Annotated in this window: 9 protein-coding genes; 5 read left to right on the forward strand and 4 right to left on the reverse strand. The window is 72.5% G+C overall.

Features of this window, described 5'->3' with window-relative positions; all coding sequences use genetic code 11:
- The first annotated feature begins 42 nt into the window (after positions 1-42).
- From ABUW04_RS29995 to ABUW04_RS30010, 4 genes are all read left to right on the forward strand, one after another.
- Complete coding sequence (locus tag ABUW04_RS29995; protein ID WP_380567575.1) at positions 43-1,737, forward strand: purine-cytosine permease family protein; 1,695 nt, start codon at positions 43-45, stop codon at positions 1,735-1,737.
- A gap of 63 nt (positions 1,738-1,800) precedes the next feature.
- A complete protein-coding gene (locus tag ABUW04_RS30000) occupies positions 1,801-2,208 on the forward strand; it encodes a (deoxy)nucleoside triphosphate pyrophosphohydrolase (RefSeq protein ID WP_380567576.1) in 408 nt (135 codons plus the stop codon).
- 163 nt (positions 2,209-2,371) lie between these two features.
- A complete protein-coding gene (locus tag ABUW04_RS30005) occupies positions 2,372-5,029 on the forward strand; it encodes a SpoIIE family protein phosphatase (protein WP_380567578.1) in 2,658 nt (885 codons plus the stop codon).
- 391 nt (positions 5,030-5,420) lie between these two features.
- Complete coding sequence (locus ABUW04_RS30010) at positions 5,421-7,949, forward strand: SpoIIE family protein phosphatase (protein ID WP_380567580.1); 2,529 nt, start codon at positions 5,421-5,423, stop codon at positions 7,947-7,949.
- 74 nt (positions 7,950-8,023) lie between these two features.
- Here ABUW04_RS30010 and ABUW04_RS30015 read toward each other — a convergent pair whose 3' ends face one another.
- The 4 genes from ABUW04_RS30015 to ABUW04_RS30030 are packed head-to-tail and all read right to left on the reverse strand — an operon-like array spanning position 8,024 to position 12,010.
- Positions 8,024-8,791, reverse strand: a complete 768-nt coding sequence (locus ABUW04_RS30015) for a succinate dehydrogenase/fumarate reductase iron-sulfur subunit (RefSeq protein ID WP_380567582.1) — start codon at positions 8,789-8,791, stop codon at positions 8,024-8,026.
- A complete protein-coding gene (locus ABUW04_RS30020) occupies positions 8,788-10,764 on the reverse strand; it encodes a fumarate reductase/succinate dehydrogenase flavoprotein subunit (RefSeq protein WP_380567584.1) in 1,977 nt (658 codons plus the stop codon). Before ABUW04_RS30020 ends, ABUW04_RS30015 begins: the two co-directional genes overlap by 4 nt.
- A 16-nt stretch (positions 10,765-10,780) precedes the next feature.
- Positions 10,781-11,650 (reverse strand): hypothetical protein, encoded by an 870-nt coding sequence (locus ABUW04_RS30025; RefSeq protein WP_380521451.1) that lies wholly within the window; start codon positions 11,648-11,650, stop codon positions 10,781-10,783.
- 42 nt (positions 11,651-11,692) lie between these two features.
- The gene (locus ABUW04_RS30030) at positions 11,693-12,010 is read right to left on the reverse strand and encodes a hypothetical protein (RefSeq protein ID WP_051725660.1); all 318 of its coding nucleotides are present in this window, start codon (positions 12,008-12,010) and stop codon (positions 11,693-11,695) included.
- 335 nt (positions 12,011-12,345) lie between these two features.
- On the opposite strand from ABUW04_RS30030, the gene ABUW04_RS30035 reads away from it, so the two are divergent.
- Positions 12,346-14,088 (forward strand): ABC transporter family substrate-binding protein, encoded by a 1,743-nt coding sequence (locus ABUW04_RS30035; RefSeq protein ID WP_380567585.1) that lies wholly within the window; start codon positions 12,346-12,348, stop codon positions 14,086-14,088.
- Positions 14,089-14,273 lie beyond the last annotated feature (185 nt).

Below are 14,273 nucleotides of genomic sequence, written 5' to 3' on the forward strand. Positions count from 1 at the left end.
ACCCGAGCGACACCACGACGCCGACACTCACCAGGAGCCGTGATGACCGACACCGCAGCAACCGCCACCGAGCCTGACGCTCCCCGCAGGTCCTACGCCAAGTCCGCCGCCGACGAGTCGCTGGAGGACTACTCGCTCCGCTACGCGCCGCACTCCTTCCGCCGCTGGTCGCCGCTGGCGGTGGCGACCACCGCCCTCGGCGGCATCGCCTACCTCGCGGACTACGCCATCGGCGCCGGCATCGTCATGTCGTACGGGTTCACCAACGCCCTGGCCGCGATCCTGGCCGCGGCCGCCGTCATCTTCCTCACCGGGATCCCCATCGCCCGCGCCTGCGCCGCCAACGGCGTGGACATGGACCTGCTGACCCGGGGCTCCGGTTTCGGCTACTTCGGCTCCACGCTGACCTCGCTCGTCTACGCCAGCTTCACCTTCATCTTCTTCGCCCTTGAGGGCTCCATCATGGCGCAGGCCTTCCACCAGGTGCTGCACATCCCGATGCCCATCGGCTACCTGCTGACCACGCTGATCGTCATCCCGATCGTGTTCAAGGGGATGGCCTGGATCGCCAGGATGCAGGCCTGGACCCAGCCGCTGTGGATCGTCGGCCTGATCCTGCCGTTCGTGATCCTGGCCGTCCACAGCCCGCACACCTTCTCGGCGTTCACCCACTTCGGCGGGGTCCACGGGGTCGGTTCCGGGTTCACGGTCATGGGCTTCGGCCTGGGCACCGGTATCGCCCTGTCGCTGATCGCGCAGATCGGCGAACAGGCCGACTACCTGCGCTTCATGCCGCAGAAGACCGCCGCCAACTCGCGCCGCTGGAACTTCGCCGTGCTCGCGGCCGGCCCGGGCTGGGTGGTCATCGGCGCGGCCAAACAGCTCGGCGGCGCGCTGCTGGCCTTCAGCGCGCTGGGCGTGGTCGGCAACACCAAGGCGCTGGAGCCCATCGCGCCGTACGTGGAGGCGTTGCGGCCCTGGTTCGGTGCGGCCGCCCTGCCGCTCGCCGGGCTGTTCGTGATCGTCTCCCAGGTGAAGATCAACTCGACCAACGCCTACTCGGGGTCGCTGTCCTGGTCCAACTTCTTCTCCCGGCTGACCCACCGTCACCCGGGCCGGGTCTGGTACATCTTCCTCAACTGCGGCATCTCGCTGCTGCTGATGGAGCTGAACATGTTCAGCGCCCTGAACACCCTGCTCGGCTTCTACTCCAACGTCGCCATCGCCTGGATCGGCGCGGTCACCGCCGACCTGGTGATCAACAAGCCGCTCGGCCTGAGCCCCAAGTACATCGAGTTCAAGCGCGCCTACCTGTACGCGGTGAACCCGGTCGGCTTCGGCGCCATGTGCATCGCCGCCGCCGTCTCCATCGTCGCCTTCTACGGCCAACTCGGCAGCTATGCCAAGGCGTTCTCGCCGTTCATCGCGCTGGTCCTGGCGATGGCCTGCAGTCCGCTGATCGCCTGGGCCACCGGGGGCCGCTACTACCTGGCCCGGGCCAACCCGGACGCGCTGGCGGCGGAGCGGAGCGTGGAGCCGGGGGCGGTCGTCGAGACCCGTACCTGCGTGGTCTGCGAGGGCGCCTACGAGCTGCCGGACACCGCGGACTGCCCGCACCACGAGGGCACCATCTGCTCGCTCTGCTGCAGTCTGGACGCCGACTGCCACGACAGCTGCACCAGGGCGGCCCGGGCCGAGGGACCGGTGCTGCTGGGGATGCCGACCGTGCAGTCCTGATCGTGCAGTCCTGACGGTGCCGTCCCGACCCTGCTGTCCTGGGCGGCCGTAGAGTTCTGCCCCATGACCACCAGGGAGACGCGGATCGTCGTCGGCGGGGCGCTGCTGCACCGGGGCCGGGTGCTCGCGGCCAGGCGCAGCGCGCCCGCCGAGACCGCCGGGCGCTGGGAGTTCCCCGGCGGCAAGACCGAGCCGGGGGAGACCCCGGCCCAGGCGCTGGTGCGCGAGCTGCGCGAGGAGCTCGGGATCGAGGCCAGGGCGCTGGAGCGGATCCCCGGCGCCTGGCCGGTCCGGGCCGGCCTGGAGCTGCACATCTGGACCGCCGAGCTGCTGGCCGGCACCCCCGCCCCGCTGCAGGACCACTCCGAGCTCCGCTGGCTCTCCGCCGCCGAGCTGGACCAGGTGGACTGGCTGGACCAGGACCGCTTCGCCCTCCCCGAGGTGTCCCTGAGGCTGACCGGCGCCGCCTGACCGGCGCCGCCTGACCGCGGCCGGCTGACCGCGACGGCGCCAGGGCGGCGCCACGACGGCGCCATGTGACCCGAACGGCGGGGTACGCAGAGGTTTGAAAGGGTATGCCCGTATTCGGTCACCATCGAGGAGTGGCCCGCGACCCTACCCGGACGGGGACCACGTGAGGGAGCCACGGCGCAGGCCCAGCAGCGCAGCAGCCCATGCCCGACTGCGCCGCCGGGCCGTCGCCGCACGGTCGGAGGCCCCGTACGCGTCCCCCCGGTCCACCCGGACGGACCAGCCGGAGACCCCCACCCAGCTGCGCGCCCGCCCGGCGGCCCCCTACCCGACGGCCGCCGACCCCGCGGTCCCGAACGGCCCGCGCGGTGGCAGCGTGCTGGACATGGTCCGGGTGGCCATCGTGATGATGGACACCTCCGGCCGGTTCGTGCTGTGGAGCCCTGCGGCCGAGGAACTCCTCGGCTGGCCCAGCGAGACCCTGGTCGGACGCGGTCTGGAGGCACTGCTGGGGGGCGATCCGGAACTGCTGCGGCGCGGCCGCGAGGTGATCGCGGCGGTGGTCCGCGACGGCGGCTGGCGCGGCCCCGCGATGGTCCGCAACAGCGACAACGAGAAGGTGGCCCTGGATGCGCGGCTCTCGCTGCTGGTGGACGGGGAGGGCGTCCCCTTCGTGCTGGCGCGGCTCGCCGACGCGGGCAAGCTCGGTTCGGTCGAGCGCGACCTCGCGCTCCAGGACGCCCTGTTCGAACAGTCGCCGCTGGGCATCGCGGTGTTCGACCGGCAGTTGCGCTACGTCCGGGTCAACTCCACCCTGGCCCGGATGAACGGCCTGCCGATCGCCGACCACCTGGGCCGGACCACCGGGGAGACCCTGCCGGAGCGGGCCGCGGACGAGGTCAGCGCGATCCAGCGGCAGGTGCTGGCCACCGGCGAACCGGTGATCGACCTGACCGTGGCCGGGCCCGACCCGCGCAAGCCCGGGTTCCGCTCCATCTCCTACTCCCGGCTGCACGACCGCACCGGACGGGTGCTCGGCGTCACCGGGATGATCATGGATGTCACCGACCGCTACCGCGCGGTCGCCAAGGTCGAGCACGCCCGGCGCCGGCTCGCCCTGCTCAACGAGCTGGGCTCCAGGATCGGGGACCTGCTGGACCCGGTCCGGATCGCCCAGGAACTGGCGTCCGCCCTGGTCCCGGCGCTGGCCGACTTCGCCGGGGTGGTGCTGCTCCGGGCCGTCGCCGACGGCGACGACCTGCCGCACCCCCCGCACACCCGGCTCACCCCGCTGGTGATGAGCGGCACCGCGGCCGCCGAGCCCGGCCCGCTCGCCGACGCGATGATGACCCCCGGGGAGCCCGTCACCATGGGTGAGGGGTCGATGTTCGCCCGGGTGCTGCGCAGCGGCATCGCCGAACAGCTGGAATCCCCGGTGCTGCTGGAGGACACCACGGTCCCGGACGACCCCCGGCTGCGGGCCGCCTACGAGCTCGGGGTGCACTCGATGCTGGTGGTGCCGCTGCGGGCGCGCGGCATCGTGCTCGGGCTGCTGGTGCTCAGCCGGGCCGGCCGGCGCGAGGGCTTCGACCGCGACGAGCTGGCCTTCGCCGGCGAGCTGGCCGACCGCGCGGGTTCCTCCATCGACAACGCCAGGCTCTACGCCCGCGAGCGCGCCGCGGCGCTGATGCTGCAGCGCAGCCTGCTGCCGCAGTCCGTGCCGCAGCTGCCCGGGGTGGAGATCGCGCACCGCTACGTCCCCGGCAGCAGCGGCACCGAGGTGGGCGGCGACTGGTTCGACGTGATCCCGCTGCCGGCCGGCCGGGTCGCCCTGGTGGTCGGGGACGTGATGGGCCACGGTCTGCGCGCGGCGGCGACGATGGGGCGGCTGCGCACCGCCGTGCGCACCCTGGCCGGCCTCGACCTGCCGCCGGCGACGCTGCTCCAGCACGTCCACGACCTGGCCGACGACCTGGCCCAGGGGCCGGAGGAGGCGCTCATCGCGACCTGCGTCTACGCGGTGTACGACCCGGCGAGCCGGCGGCTGGTGCTGGCCAAGGCCGGGCACACCCCACCGCTGCTGATCCCGGCGGGCGAGCCGGCGCAGGTCCTGGACCTGCCGTCGGGCACCCCGCTGGGGGTGGGCGGGGTGCCCTTCGCCTCGGTGGAGCTGACCGTGGCCGAGGGGACCCTGCTGGTGCTCTACACCGACGGCCTGGTCGAGTCGCGCACCGAGGACATCGACGTCGGCACCGCGCGGTTGAGCACGGTCCTGGAGGGCCCGCACGCCTCGGTCGAGGAGCTGTGCGACCGGGTCGTCGGCACCCTGCAGCGCGGGCAGGAACCGGACGACGTGGCCCTGCTGCTGGCAAGGCTCGGCAGCAGCGGCTCCGCGGGCGGCGACCGGGCCGGCGGCCCCGACCCGTCGCCGCTCACGGTGGCCTGGACCCTGGCTGCCGAGCCCACCGCCGTCTCGCGGGCCCGCCGGCTGGTCCGGTCCACGCTGCTGGACTGGGGCCTGCTGCCGCTGCTCGACACCGCCCAGCTGCTGGTCAGCGAGCTGGTCACCAACTCGGTCCGCTACGCGGAGGCGCCGATCGGGCTGCGGCTCAGCCGCGGCCGGACGCTGCTGGTGGAGGTCTCCGACCCGTTGGCCGACCCGCCGCTGGAGCGCGACTCGGCCGGCACCGACGAGGGCGGCCGCGGGCTGCAGCTGGTGCACCGGCTCGCGGACCGCTGGGGCACCAGGGCGGAGGGGACCGGCAAGGTGGTCTGGTTCGAGCAGGCGCTGCCCGCAGACCCTCCCGTTCCGGGTGGCTGAGGCGTAGGGTTCCGTTCCTCTGCCGGGTCAGGGTCGGATCCTGTGACGGAGGTGAGCCGGCTGGGACAGATTTGGCAATTCCTTACCTCGATTTGATGTTGTGTAGTCCTGGGACGTGTGCCGCCGCCCCGGGATGATGAATACTCGGACCAGCGACATCCAGGTGCCGAAGGCTGGAGGAGTCGGGCAGTTGAGCGATTCGCCGACACGTGGTGCACCTCTGGGCAGCGGAACGGGCCCGAGGTCCGCCGAACACGACCGGAGGGGCGGCATTCCGCGCCCGGCTGCCGGCGACCGTCCGTCCGGACCCTCCCGGCATCCGGTCCAGGCGCTGGACCCGTACCCGGACCCCCACCCGTACCCGGACCCCGACGGCATCGGCTCTGGAGCCATGGACCCCGCACCCCGCACGCCCCCCGCCACCACCCCGGCCACCCCCTCCGTCGCCTTCGACCCCGAGGCGATCGAGAACTGGGGCCACGGCGAACCGGGCTCGATCTACGACTACATACGGGTCGCCGCCTTCGCGATCGGTCCTGACGGCCTGATCAGCCAGTGGAGCGACCGCGCCGCCGAGTTCTTCGGCATTCCGGCCGAGGAGGCCGTCGGCCGGGACCCGATCACCAGCTTCGCCCCGCGCGAGCTGTGGCGGCGCGGCCGGGAGCGGATGGCCGAGATCCTGGCCGGCCAGGAGTGGGTCGGCACCGCCCCCTACCGGGACCGTGACGGCAACGAGAGCATCGCCGAGCTGTACCTGATGCCCGCGCAGGGCGAGGACGGCCGCAACGGCGTCGTGTGCATGGCCGTCGACCTGCGCAAACTGCGCCGGATCGAGACCGATCTGGCCGCCTCCGAGGCGGTCTTCGGGCAGGCGCCGATCGGCTTCGTGCTGTTCGACCGGGACTTCACCGTCCAGCGGGTCAACGACAGCTTCGCCGAGGGCCTCGGCGCGACCCCGGTGGACCTGCACGGACTCTCCGTCAAGGACCTGCTGCCGCGCCCCGAGGCGGAGCGGCTGGAGCAGGCGCTGCGCACGGTGATGGAGTCCGGCGAGCCGGTGGTCGACCTGCGCTTCAACGGCGCCGTGCCGACCCGTCCCGGCCGCCGCCGCTGGTCCATCTCGCTCTACCGGCTGCTCAGCGCGGGCAACAAGCCGATGGGCGTGGCCGGGCAGATCGTCGACGTCACCGGCCGTCAGCGGGCCGAGCGCGAGGCAGCCAGCGTCCGCCGCAGCCTGGCCCTGCTCAACGAGGCCGGGGCGCACATCGGCTCCACCCTGGACCTGGAGACCACCGCCCGCGAACTGCTGGACGTCACCGTCCCCGGCTTCTGCGACGTCGCCGCCGTCGACCTCTACCAGGGCGTCCTCGCCGCCGACACCGACCTGGCCCTCGGCCACCTGGGCCGGCCGGACGGCGGCGGCGAACTGCGCCGGGTCGCCTCCGCCAGCACCGTCTCGCACTTCTCGGTGCTGCATCCCGAGCCCGAGCACCGCGGACCGCGGGCCGAGATCAACGGCACCTTCGGCTACCCGGCCGGCTCCGCCTACGCCAAGGCGCTGCGCACCGGACGCAGCGTCACCCTGAACGGCCCCGCCAACCCGGACCCCGACCCGATGATCGCCAGCACCGTGATCGTCCCCATGGTCGCCCGGGACATCGTGCTGGGCCTGGTCCAGCTGTCCCGCGCCAAGGGCAGCGAACCCTTCGACCCCCGCGACGTCGCCATCGCCAACGAGCTGGTGGCCCGCGCCGCGGTCTGCATCGACAACGCCAGGCTCTACCGCCGCGAGCACGAACGCGCCCTGATCCTGCAGCGCAGCCTGCTGCCCCCGGGCAGCCCGGCCGCCTCCGGGCTGGAGATCGCCTGCCGCTACCGCCCCGGCAGCAGCGGCACCGAGGTCGGCGGCGACTGGTTCGACGTCATCCAGCTGCCCGGCAACCGCACCGCACTGGTGATCGGCGACGTCATGGGCCGCGGTCTGCGCGCCGCCGTCGCCATGGGCCAACTCCGCACCGCGGTACGCACCCTGGCCATGCTGGACCTGGACCCGGCCGAGGTGCTCACCGCCCTGGACGAGATCGCCCGCGGCCTCGGCGACGGCAACGAGCCGGAGCCCGACGACTCCGACCGGGTCGAGCTCTACCTGGCCACCTGCGTCTACGCCGTCTACGACGCGGTCACCCGCCGATGTACCTTCGCCAACGCCGGGCACCTGCCGCCGGTGCTGCGGGTCCCCGGCGAGGAGGCGCTGATGCTGGACGTGCCGCCCGGGCTGCCGCTGGGCGTCGGCGGCGAACCGTTCGAGGAGGTCACCGTCGAGCTGCCGGACGGCGCCCTGCTCGGCCTCTACACCGACGGCCTGGTCGAGTCCCGCAAGCACCAGCTGGAGGAGGGCCTGTCCGCGCTGCGGGACACCCTCTCCGGGCCGCCGCGCGAGCTGGAGAACCTCTGCGACCACCTGCTCACCGCACTGGACCCGCACCACGGCGAGGACGACATCGCCCTGCTGATGGCCCGGGTGCACGCCATGCCGGACGACGCGGTCGGCGACTGGACCCTCCCCTCCGAGCCCACCTCGGTCGCCCGGGCCCGCGAGCTGGCCTGCGCCTGGCTGCTGGCCCGCGGCCTGGACGACCTGATCGACACGGTGGAGCTGCTGGTCAGCGAGCTAGCCACCAATGCGCTGCGGCACGGTCGCGGTGACATCCGGCTCCGGCTGCTCCGCGACCGCACCCTGGTCTGCGAGGTCTGGGACAACGGCTACGCCCAGCCCCGCCAGCGCCGCGCCCGCGACACCGACGAGGGCGGCCGGGGCCTCCAGCTGGTCAGCCTGCTGGCCGACCGCTGGGGCTCCCGCCGCACCCCCATGGGCAAAACCGTCTGGTTCGAACTCAGCCTGCCCACCCCCCGGGGCTAGGGGCGCGGGGCTGTGCTTGATCAACTGCGTGCGCGAACCCCAGCCCCGCGCCCCGGTAGAGCCCCTCGCCGACCCTAGTTGGCGCGACGGAGGATCTTCGACCCCAGCCAGACCAAGGGATCGTACTTCCGGTCAACCGCCCGTTCCTTCAACGGAATGAGCGCATTGTCGGTGATCTTGATGTGCTCCGGGCACACCTCCGTGCAGCACTTGGTGATGTTGCACATCCCCAACCCGTGCTCCTCCTGGGCCGACCGCTTCCGGTCCAGCCCGCCCTCCGCCGCGGCGTCCAGCGGGTGCATGTCCAGCTCCGCCACTCGCATGAGGAACCGCGGTCCGGAGAAGGCCGGCTTGTTCTCCTCGTGGTCGCGGACCACATGGCAGGTGTTCTGGCAGAGGAAGCACTCGATGCACTTGCGGAACTCCTGCGACCGGTTCACATCCTCCTGCTGCATCCGGTACTGACCCGGCTTCAGGTCCGGCGGCGGGACGAAGGAGGGCACCTCCCGCGCCTTGGTGTAGTTGAAGGAGACGTCCGTCACCAGGTCCCGCAGCACCGGGAAGGTCCGCATCGGGGTGATGGTCACCGGTTCGTCCGCCGGCAGCGTGGACATCCGGGTCATGCACAGCAGCCGGGGCCGCCCGTTGACCTCGGCGCTGCAGGACCCGCACTTGCCGGCCTTGCAGTTCCAGCGGACCGCGAGGTCGGGGGCCTGGGTGGCCTGCAGCCGGTGCACGATGTCCAGCACCACCTCGCCCTCGTTGACCTCCACCTGGTACGGCTCCAGGCTGCCGCCCGAGGAGTCGCCGCGCCACACGCGGAAGTTGGCCTGGTAGCTCACTGCTCGGCTCCGTCCGGTACGTCGGCGTCCTGTCCAGCACTGCGTTGTTCGGGGATGGCGGCCGACGGCAGCTCGCCCTCGGTCAGGTACTTCTTCAGTTCCGAGGTCTCGAACAGCGCCAGCAGGTCCGGCCTGATCGGCGGGTTGTCCTTGTGCACCAGGGCGATCTGCCCGTCCGAGCCGTCCTTCTCCGCCAGCGAGCAGATCAGGTTGACCTTGCGCCAGGCGCTGTCCATCTCCGGGTGGTCCTCGCGGGTGTGGCCGCCCCGGCTCTCGGTGCGCTCCAGCGCGGCCCGGGCGACGCACTCGGAGACCAGCAGCATGTTGCGCAGGTCCAGCGCGAGGTGCCAGCCCGGGTTGAACTGCCGGTGGCCCTCGACCACGGCGCGCTCGGCCCGTTCCCGCAGCCCGACCAGCCGCTGCAGCGCCTCGGCCACCTCCGCCTCCCGGCGGATGATGCCGACCAGGTCGTTCATGGTCTGCTGGAGCTCCTGGTGCACGGTGTACGGGTTCTCCGGCGGGCCGTCGACCTCCGCGCCCTCGAAGGGGTTGAGCGCCTCGGCCGCCGCCGCGGTGATCTGCTCCTGGTCCAGCTCGGGCCGCTCGGCCAGCGCGGCCGCGTAGAGCGAGGCGTGCAGCCCGGCCCGGCGGCCGAAGACCAGCAGGTCGGAGAGCGAGTTGCCGCCGAGCCGGTTGGAGCCGTGCATCCCCCCGGCCACCTCGCCGGCCGCGTAGAGCCCGGGCACCGACGCGGCCGCGGTGTCCGGGTCGACCTCGACCCCGCCCATGACGTAGTGGCAGGTCGGTCCGACCTCCATCGGCTCGGCGGTGATGTCGACGTCCGCCAGCTCCTTGAACTGGTGGTGCATCGACGGCAGCCGGCGCCGGATCTCCTCGGCCGGGAGCCGGGTGGAGACGTCCAGGTAGACCCCGCCGTGCGGGGTGCCGCGGCCGGCCTTGACCTCGGAGTTGATGGCGCGGGCCACCTCGTCCCTGGGCAGCAGCTCCGGCGGGCGCCGGTTGTTGGCCTGGTCGGCGTACCAGCGGTCGCCCTCGGCCTCGGTCTCGGCGTACTTCTCCCGGAAGACGTCCGGGATGTAGTCGAACATGAAGCGCTTGCCCTCGCTGTTGCGCAGCACCCCGCCGTCGCCCCGGACCGACTCGGTGACCAGGATGCCCTTCACCGACGGCGGCCAGACCATCCCGGTGGGATGGAACTGGACGAACTCCATGTTCACCAGGGTCGCCCCGGCCAGCAGCGCCAGCGCATGGCCGTCCCCGGTGTACTCCCAGGAGTTGGAGGTCACCTTGAAGGACTTGCCGATGCCGCCGGTGGCCAGCACCACCGCCGGCGCCTCGACGGTGAAGAAGCGGCCGGACTCGCGCTGGTAGCCGAAGATCCCACTGACCCGGTCCTCGCCGCGGGCGCTGCGGCCCTTGAGCACCCTGGTCACGGTGTACTCCTGGAAGACCCGGATCCGGGCCTCGTAGTCGCCGTACTCCTTGAAGTCCTCCTGCTGCAGCGAGACCACCTTCTGCTGCAGGGTGCGGATCAGTTCGAGCCCGGTCCGGTCGCCGACGTGCGCCAGCCGGGGGTACTCGTGGCCGCCGAAGTTGCGCTGGGAGATCCGGCCGTCCTTGGTGCGGTCGAACAGCGCGCCCCAGGTCTCCAGCTCCCAGACCCGGTCCGGGGCCTCCTGGGCGTGCAGCTCGGCCATCCGCCAGTGGTTCAGGAACTTCCCGCCGCGCATGGTGTCGCGGAAGTGCGTCTGCCAGTTGTCGTCGGAGTTGACGTTGCCCATGCTGGCGGCGATGCCGCCCTCGGCCATCACGGTGTGGGCCTTGCCGAACAGCGACTTGCAGATGATCGCGGTCCGCATCCCCTGCTCGCGGGCCTCGATCGCAGCACGCAGCCCGGCGCCCCCGGCTCCGACCACGACCACGTCGTACGTGTGGCGCTCCACCTCGGTCATGTCTCTGGGTATCCCTCTAGAAGATGCGCGGGTCGGTGAAGGCACCGCTGGCGAGCAGGTAGACGTACAGGTCGGCGACCCCGACGCTGATCAGCGAGGCCCAGGCGAGCTGCATGTGTCGGGCGTTCAGCTTCCCGACCAGGTTCCACATCCGGTAGCGGACCGGGTGCTTGGAGAAGTGCCGCAGCCGGCCGCCGACGATGTGCCGGCAGGAGTGGCAGGAGAGGGTGTACGCCCAGATCAGCACGATGTTGGCGAGCAGCACCAGGGTGCCGACGCCGGCGTGCCCCCACTGCCCGGCCGGGTTGCGCCAGGCCAGCACCGCGTCGTAGGTCAGGATCCCGGCGACCACGATCGCGAAGTAGAAGAAGTAGCGGTGGATGTTCTGCAGGATCAGCGGGAACCGGGTCTCGCCGCTGTAGGAGGCGTGCGGTTCGGCGACCGCGCAGGCAGGCGGTGAGGACCAGAACGCGCGGTAGTAGGCCTTGCGGTAGTAGTAGCAGGTCAGCCGGAAGCCCAGCGGGAAGATCAGCACGATCAGCGCCGGGGAGAGCTGCCACCAGCTGCCGAACAGCGCCCAGTCGGCGCCGGACTTCATGGCCGGGCAGTTGGCGGCCAGGCAGGGCGAGTAGAAGGGCGAAACGTAGGGGGCCGCATAGGCGGTGTGCAGCCCGAAGAAGGCCCGCCAGGTGGAGTAGCCGATGAAGGCCAGCAGGCCGAACCCGGTGAGGGCCGGGGAGGCCCACCAGCGGTCGGTGCGCAGATGGCGGGCGGCGATGGCGGCTCGTCCGGGGGAGTGGACCCCCCGTCCCGGCGCCGGGCCCGACGGTGCTGCTGCGCTCTGCGGTTCTCCCGGCTGCTGCGGGGGCCGGATCTCGGTGGTCACGCGGGTTTCTTCCTCCAGTATGTCGGGCCGCAGGGGCCCGGTTCAGCGGTGGCGGCAGCCGATGCCCTCGTCGTCGGCGTCGCGCCACATCGCCGGGTCGTACGGCGTGTCGGGAATCTCGACCACACCGGGGCGCGGGATGCGCGCCGACCCGGGCGGGGCCTCGGCGCCCTCGGCGACGGCCGCGGACAGCAGCGCCAGGCTCTCCCGCAGGTGGACCAGGTCGGTGCGGACCCGGCGGACGTCGAGTCCGCCGCCGAGCCGCAGCCGGGAGTCGCTGAGCGCCCGGTCGAGTTCCTCCAGGCAGCGGCTGGCCTCGGCCAGCTGCCCGACTGTGGTCGAGGGCGTGGCTGGGGGCATGGCAGAGCCACCTCCGCACTTCACTGTCTGATCAAGCTCCGGCCTGATCAAGGTTTCTGATGTTTCGTCAGCCAGTCGTGCGCAAGCGAGTGTGGCTCCGATCACCGGCCGCTGGGAAGACCTTGAACGGGATTGGCGGCGGATTGGCGGGAATTCCTGGTCGCGGCCCCCGTCTGCACGCCCGGCGCGCACTGCGACCGCTGCCCCGAACGGGTGACCGTTCGGCTCCGCGCAGCCGTGTCGAAGGGGTCAGCGGCGGCGTTTGTTCTTCAGTAGGGGGCGGAAGGTCAGAAAAGCCATCAGATGTGCCTATATGCACACGCGCGGAGGTCCCTGTGCCCCAGTCCCACCCCCGCCCGTACGGGACCCTCGCCGTCGTCGGCGCCGCCGCCCTGGGCGTCGTGCTGGCCGCCTGCTCCGGCGGCGGCCCCGCGCCCAAGGCCTCGGACCTCTCCTCCGCGGACCGGGCCAAGGTCAGCACCGGGGGCACCCTGCGCTGGGCCCTGGACGCCGAGCCGACCACGCTGAACACCTTCCAGGCCGACGCCACCCCGGACACCGCGCTGCTGGCCGAGGCCGTGCTGCCGACCCTGTTCACCCTGGACCAGCACGCCGACGCCACCCCGGACCCGGACTACCTCACCGGCGTCGAGCAGACCTCCCAGCAGCCGCAGACGATCGTCTACCACCTCAACCCCAAGGCGGTCTGGAGCGACGGCAAGCCGCTCTCGGCGGCCGACTTCGCCGCCCAGTGGCAGGCCCTGAACGGCCGGAGCTCGGCGTACTGGACCGCCCGCACCGACGGCTACGACAGCATCTCCTCGGTGAGCCAGGGAGCGGGACCGCACGACGTCAAGGTGGTCTTCGCCAAGCCGTACGCGGCCTGGAAGGGCCTGTTCACCCCGCTCTACCCGGCCGCGGCGACCGGCACCGCCGACGCCTTCAACGACGGCTCGCGGACCCGTCTGGCCGCCGACTCCGGCCCCTTCACGCTCAGCGGCCTCAAGGATCTGAAGGCGCTGGACGGCGCCGCGGTCACCGCGGTCCGCAACCCGCGCTGGTGGGGCGCCCCGGCCAAGCTCGACGCCATCGCCTTCACCCCGGCGGCCCCGGACACCCGCCTGGCCGCGCTGCGGGCCGGAAAGCTGGACGTCGCCGACCTCAGCCGCGCGGTCGAGGACGGCACCCCGGTCGCCCAGGCCGCCTCGGTGCCCGGCACCGTCCTGCACCGGGCCTCGGCCCCCGCCTTCCTGCAGCTCACCCTCAACGGCGGCAGCGGCCCGCTGGCCGACCCGGACCTGCGCCGGGCCGTCGCCCAGGCGGTGGACCGCACCGCGATCGCCGAGGCCGTGCTCAAGCCGCTGGGCCTGCCGGTGCTGCCGCTCGGCAACCACCTGGTCATGGCCGACCAGCACGGCTACGAGGACGACAGCTCCGCGCTGGCCCCCGGCGCCGACAACGCCACCCGCCACCTGGACGCGGCCGGCTGGCACCTGGCCGCGGCACCGGCCGGCGACGCGGCGCACCGGGCGCCCGGCGCCGCACCGGTCCGCACCAAGGACGGCCGTCCGCTCGGCCTCACCCTGCTCATCCGCACCGGTTCCGCCGAGGACGTCCAGGTGGCGAAGCTGCTCACGGACCAGCTGGGCAGGATCGGGGTGCCGCTGCGCACGGTGACCGTCGCCGGTGACTCCTTCTTCGCCGACCACGTCGCGGCCGGCTCCTTCGACCTGGCCCTGTTCTCCTGGCCGGCCGCCGCCTTCCCGGTCGCCGACGAGCTCCCGCTCTACGCCAAGCCGGCGGTGCAGCCGGACGGCTCGCTGAACAACGGTCAGAACCTCTCCGCCACCGGGACGGACGAGGTGGACCAGCTGCTGGCGAAGGCCGCCGCCGCCCTGGACCCGTCCGAGGCGGCCCGGCTGACCACCGAGGCGGACACCCGGATCTGGCAGGAGGCCCCCTCGCTGCCGCTGTTCCAGCGCCCGCAGCTGGTCGCCGTACGCACCGGCGTCGCCAACGCCGGCGCCTTCGGCTTCACCGCCCCGCACTTCCAGGACCTCGGCTTCACCGGGCACTGAGGGCGCGGCCGGCTGCGGGGCGATCCGGAGTTGTGACCCGCGTCGCGGGGGCGCGGGCGGTGCGACCGCGCGCGGCCCCGTACCATGGAGGTAAGCCGTGGCATGTGGTGCCCGGCAGGTGGCCCGGCGGCAGGTGGCGCGAACGACTCGGGAGGGTCGGCGCATTTGCGCATCGGTTACCACGC

The organism is Streptacidiphilus jeojiensis (genome assembly GCF_042510965.1).
Lineage (GTDB): Bacteria > Actinomycetota > Actinomycetes > Streptomycetales > Streptomycetaceae > Streptacidiphilus > Streptacidiphilus jeojiensis.

What these genes read in the sequence shown, in the direction of transcription:
- ABUW04_RS30000 (WP_380567576.1), top strand. Translation starts at nt 1,801, where the DNA reads ATGACCACCAGGGAGACGCGGATCGTCGTCGGCGGGGCGCTGCTGCAC.
- ABUW04_RS30030 (WP_051725660.1), bottom strand. Translation starts at nt 12,010, where the DNA reads ATGCCCCCAGCCACGCCCTCGACCACAGTCGGGCAGCTGGCCGAGGCC.
- ABUW04_RS29995 (WP_380567575.1), top strand. Translation starts at nt 43, where the DNA reads ATGACCGACACCGCAGCAACCGCCACCGAGCCTGACGCTCCCCGCAGG.
- ABUW04_RS30010 (WP_380567580.1), top strand. Translation starts at nt 5,421, where the DNA reads ATGGACCCCGCACCCCGCACGCCCCCCGCCACCACCCCGGCCACCCCC.
- ABUW04_RS30020 (WP_380567584.1), bottom strand. Translation starts at nt 10,764, where the DNA reads ATGACCGAGGTGGAGCGCCACACGTACGACGTGGTCGTGGTCGGAGCC.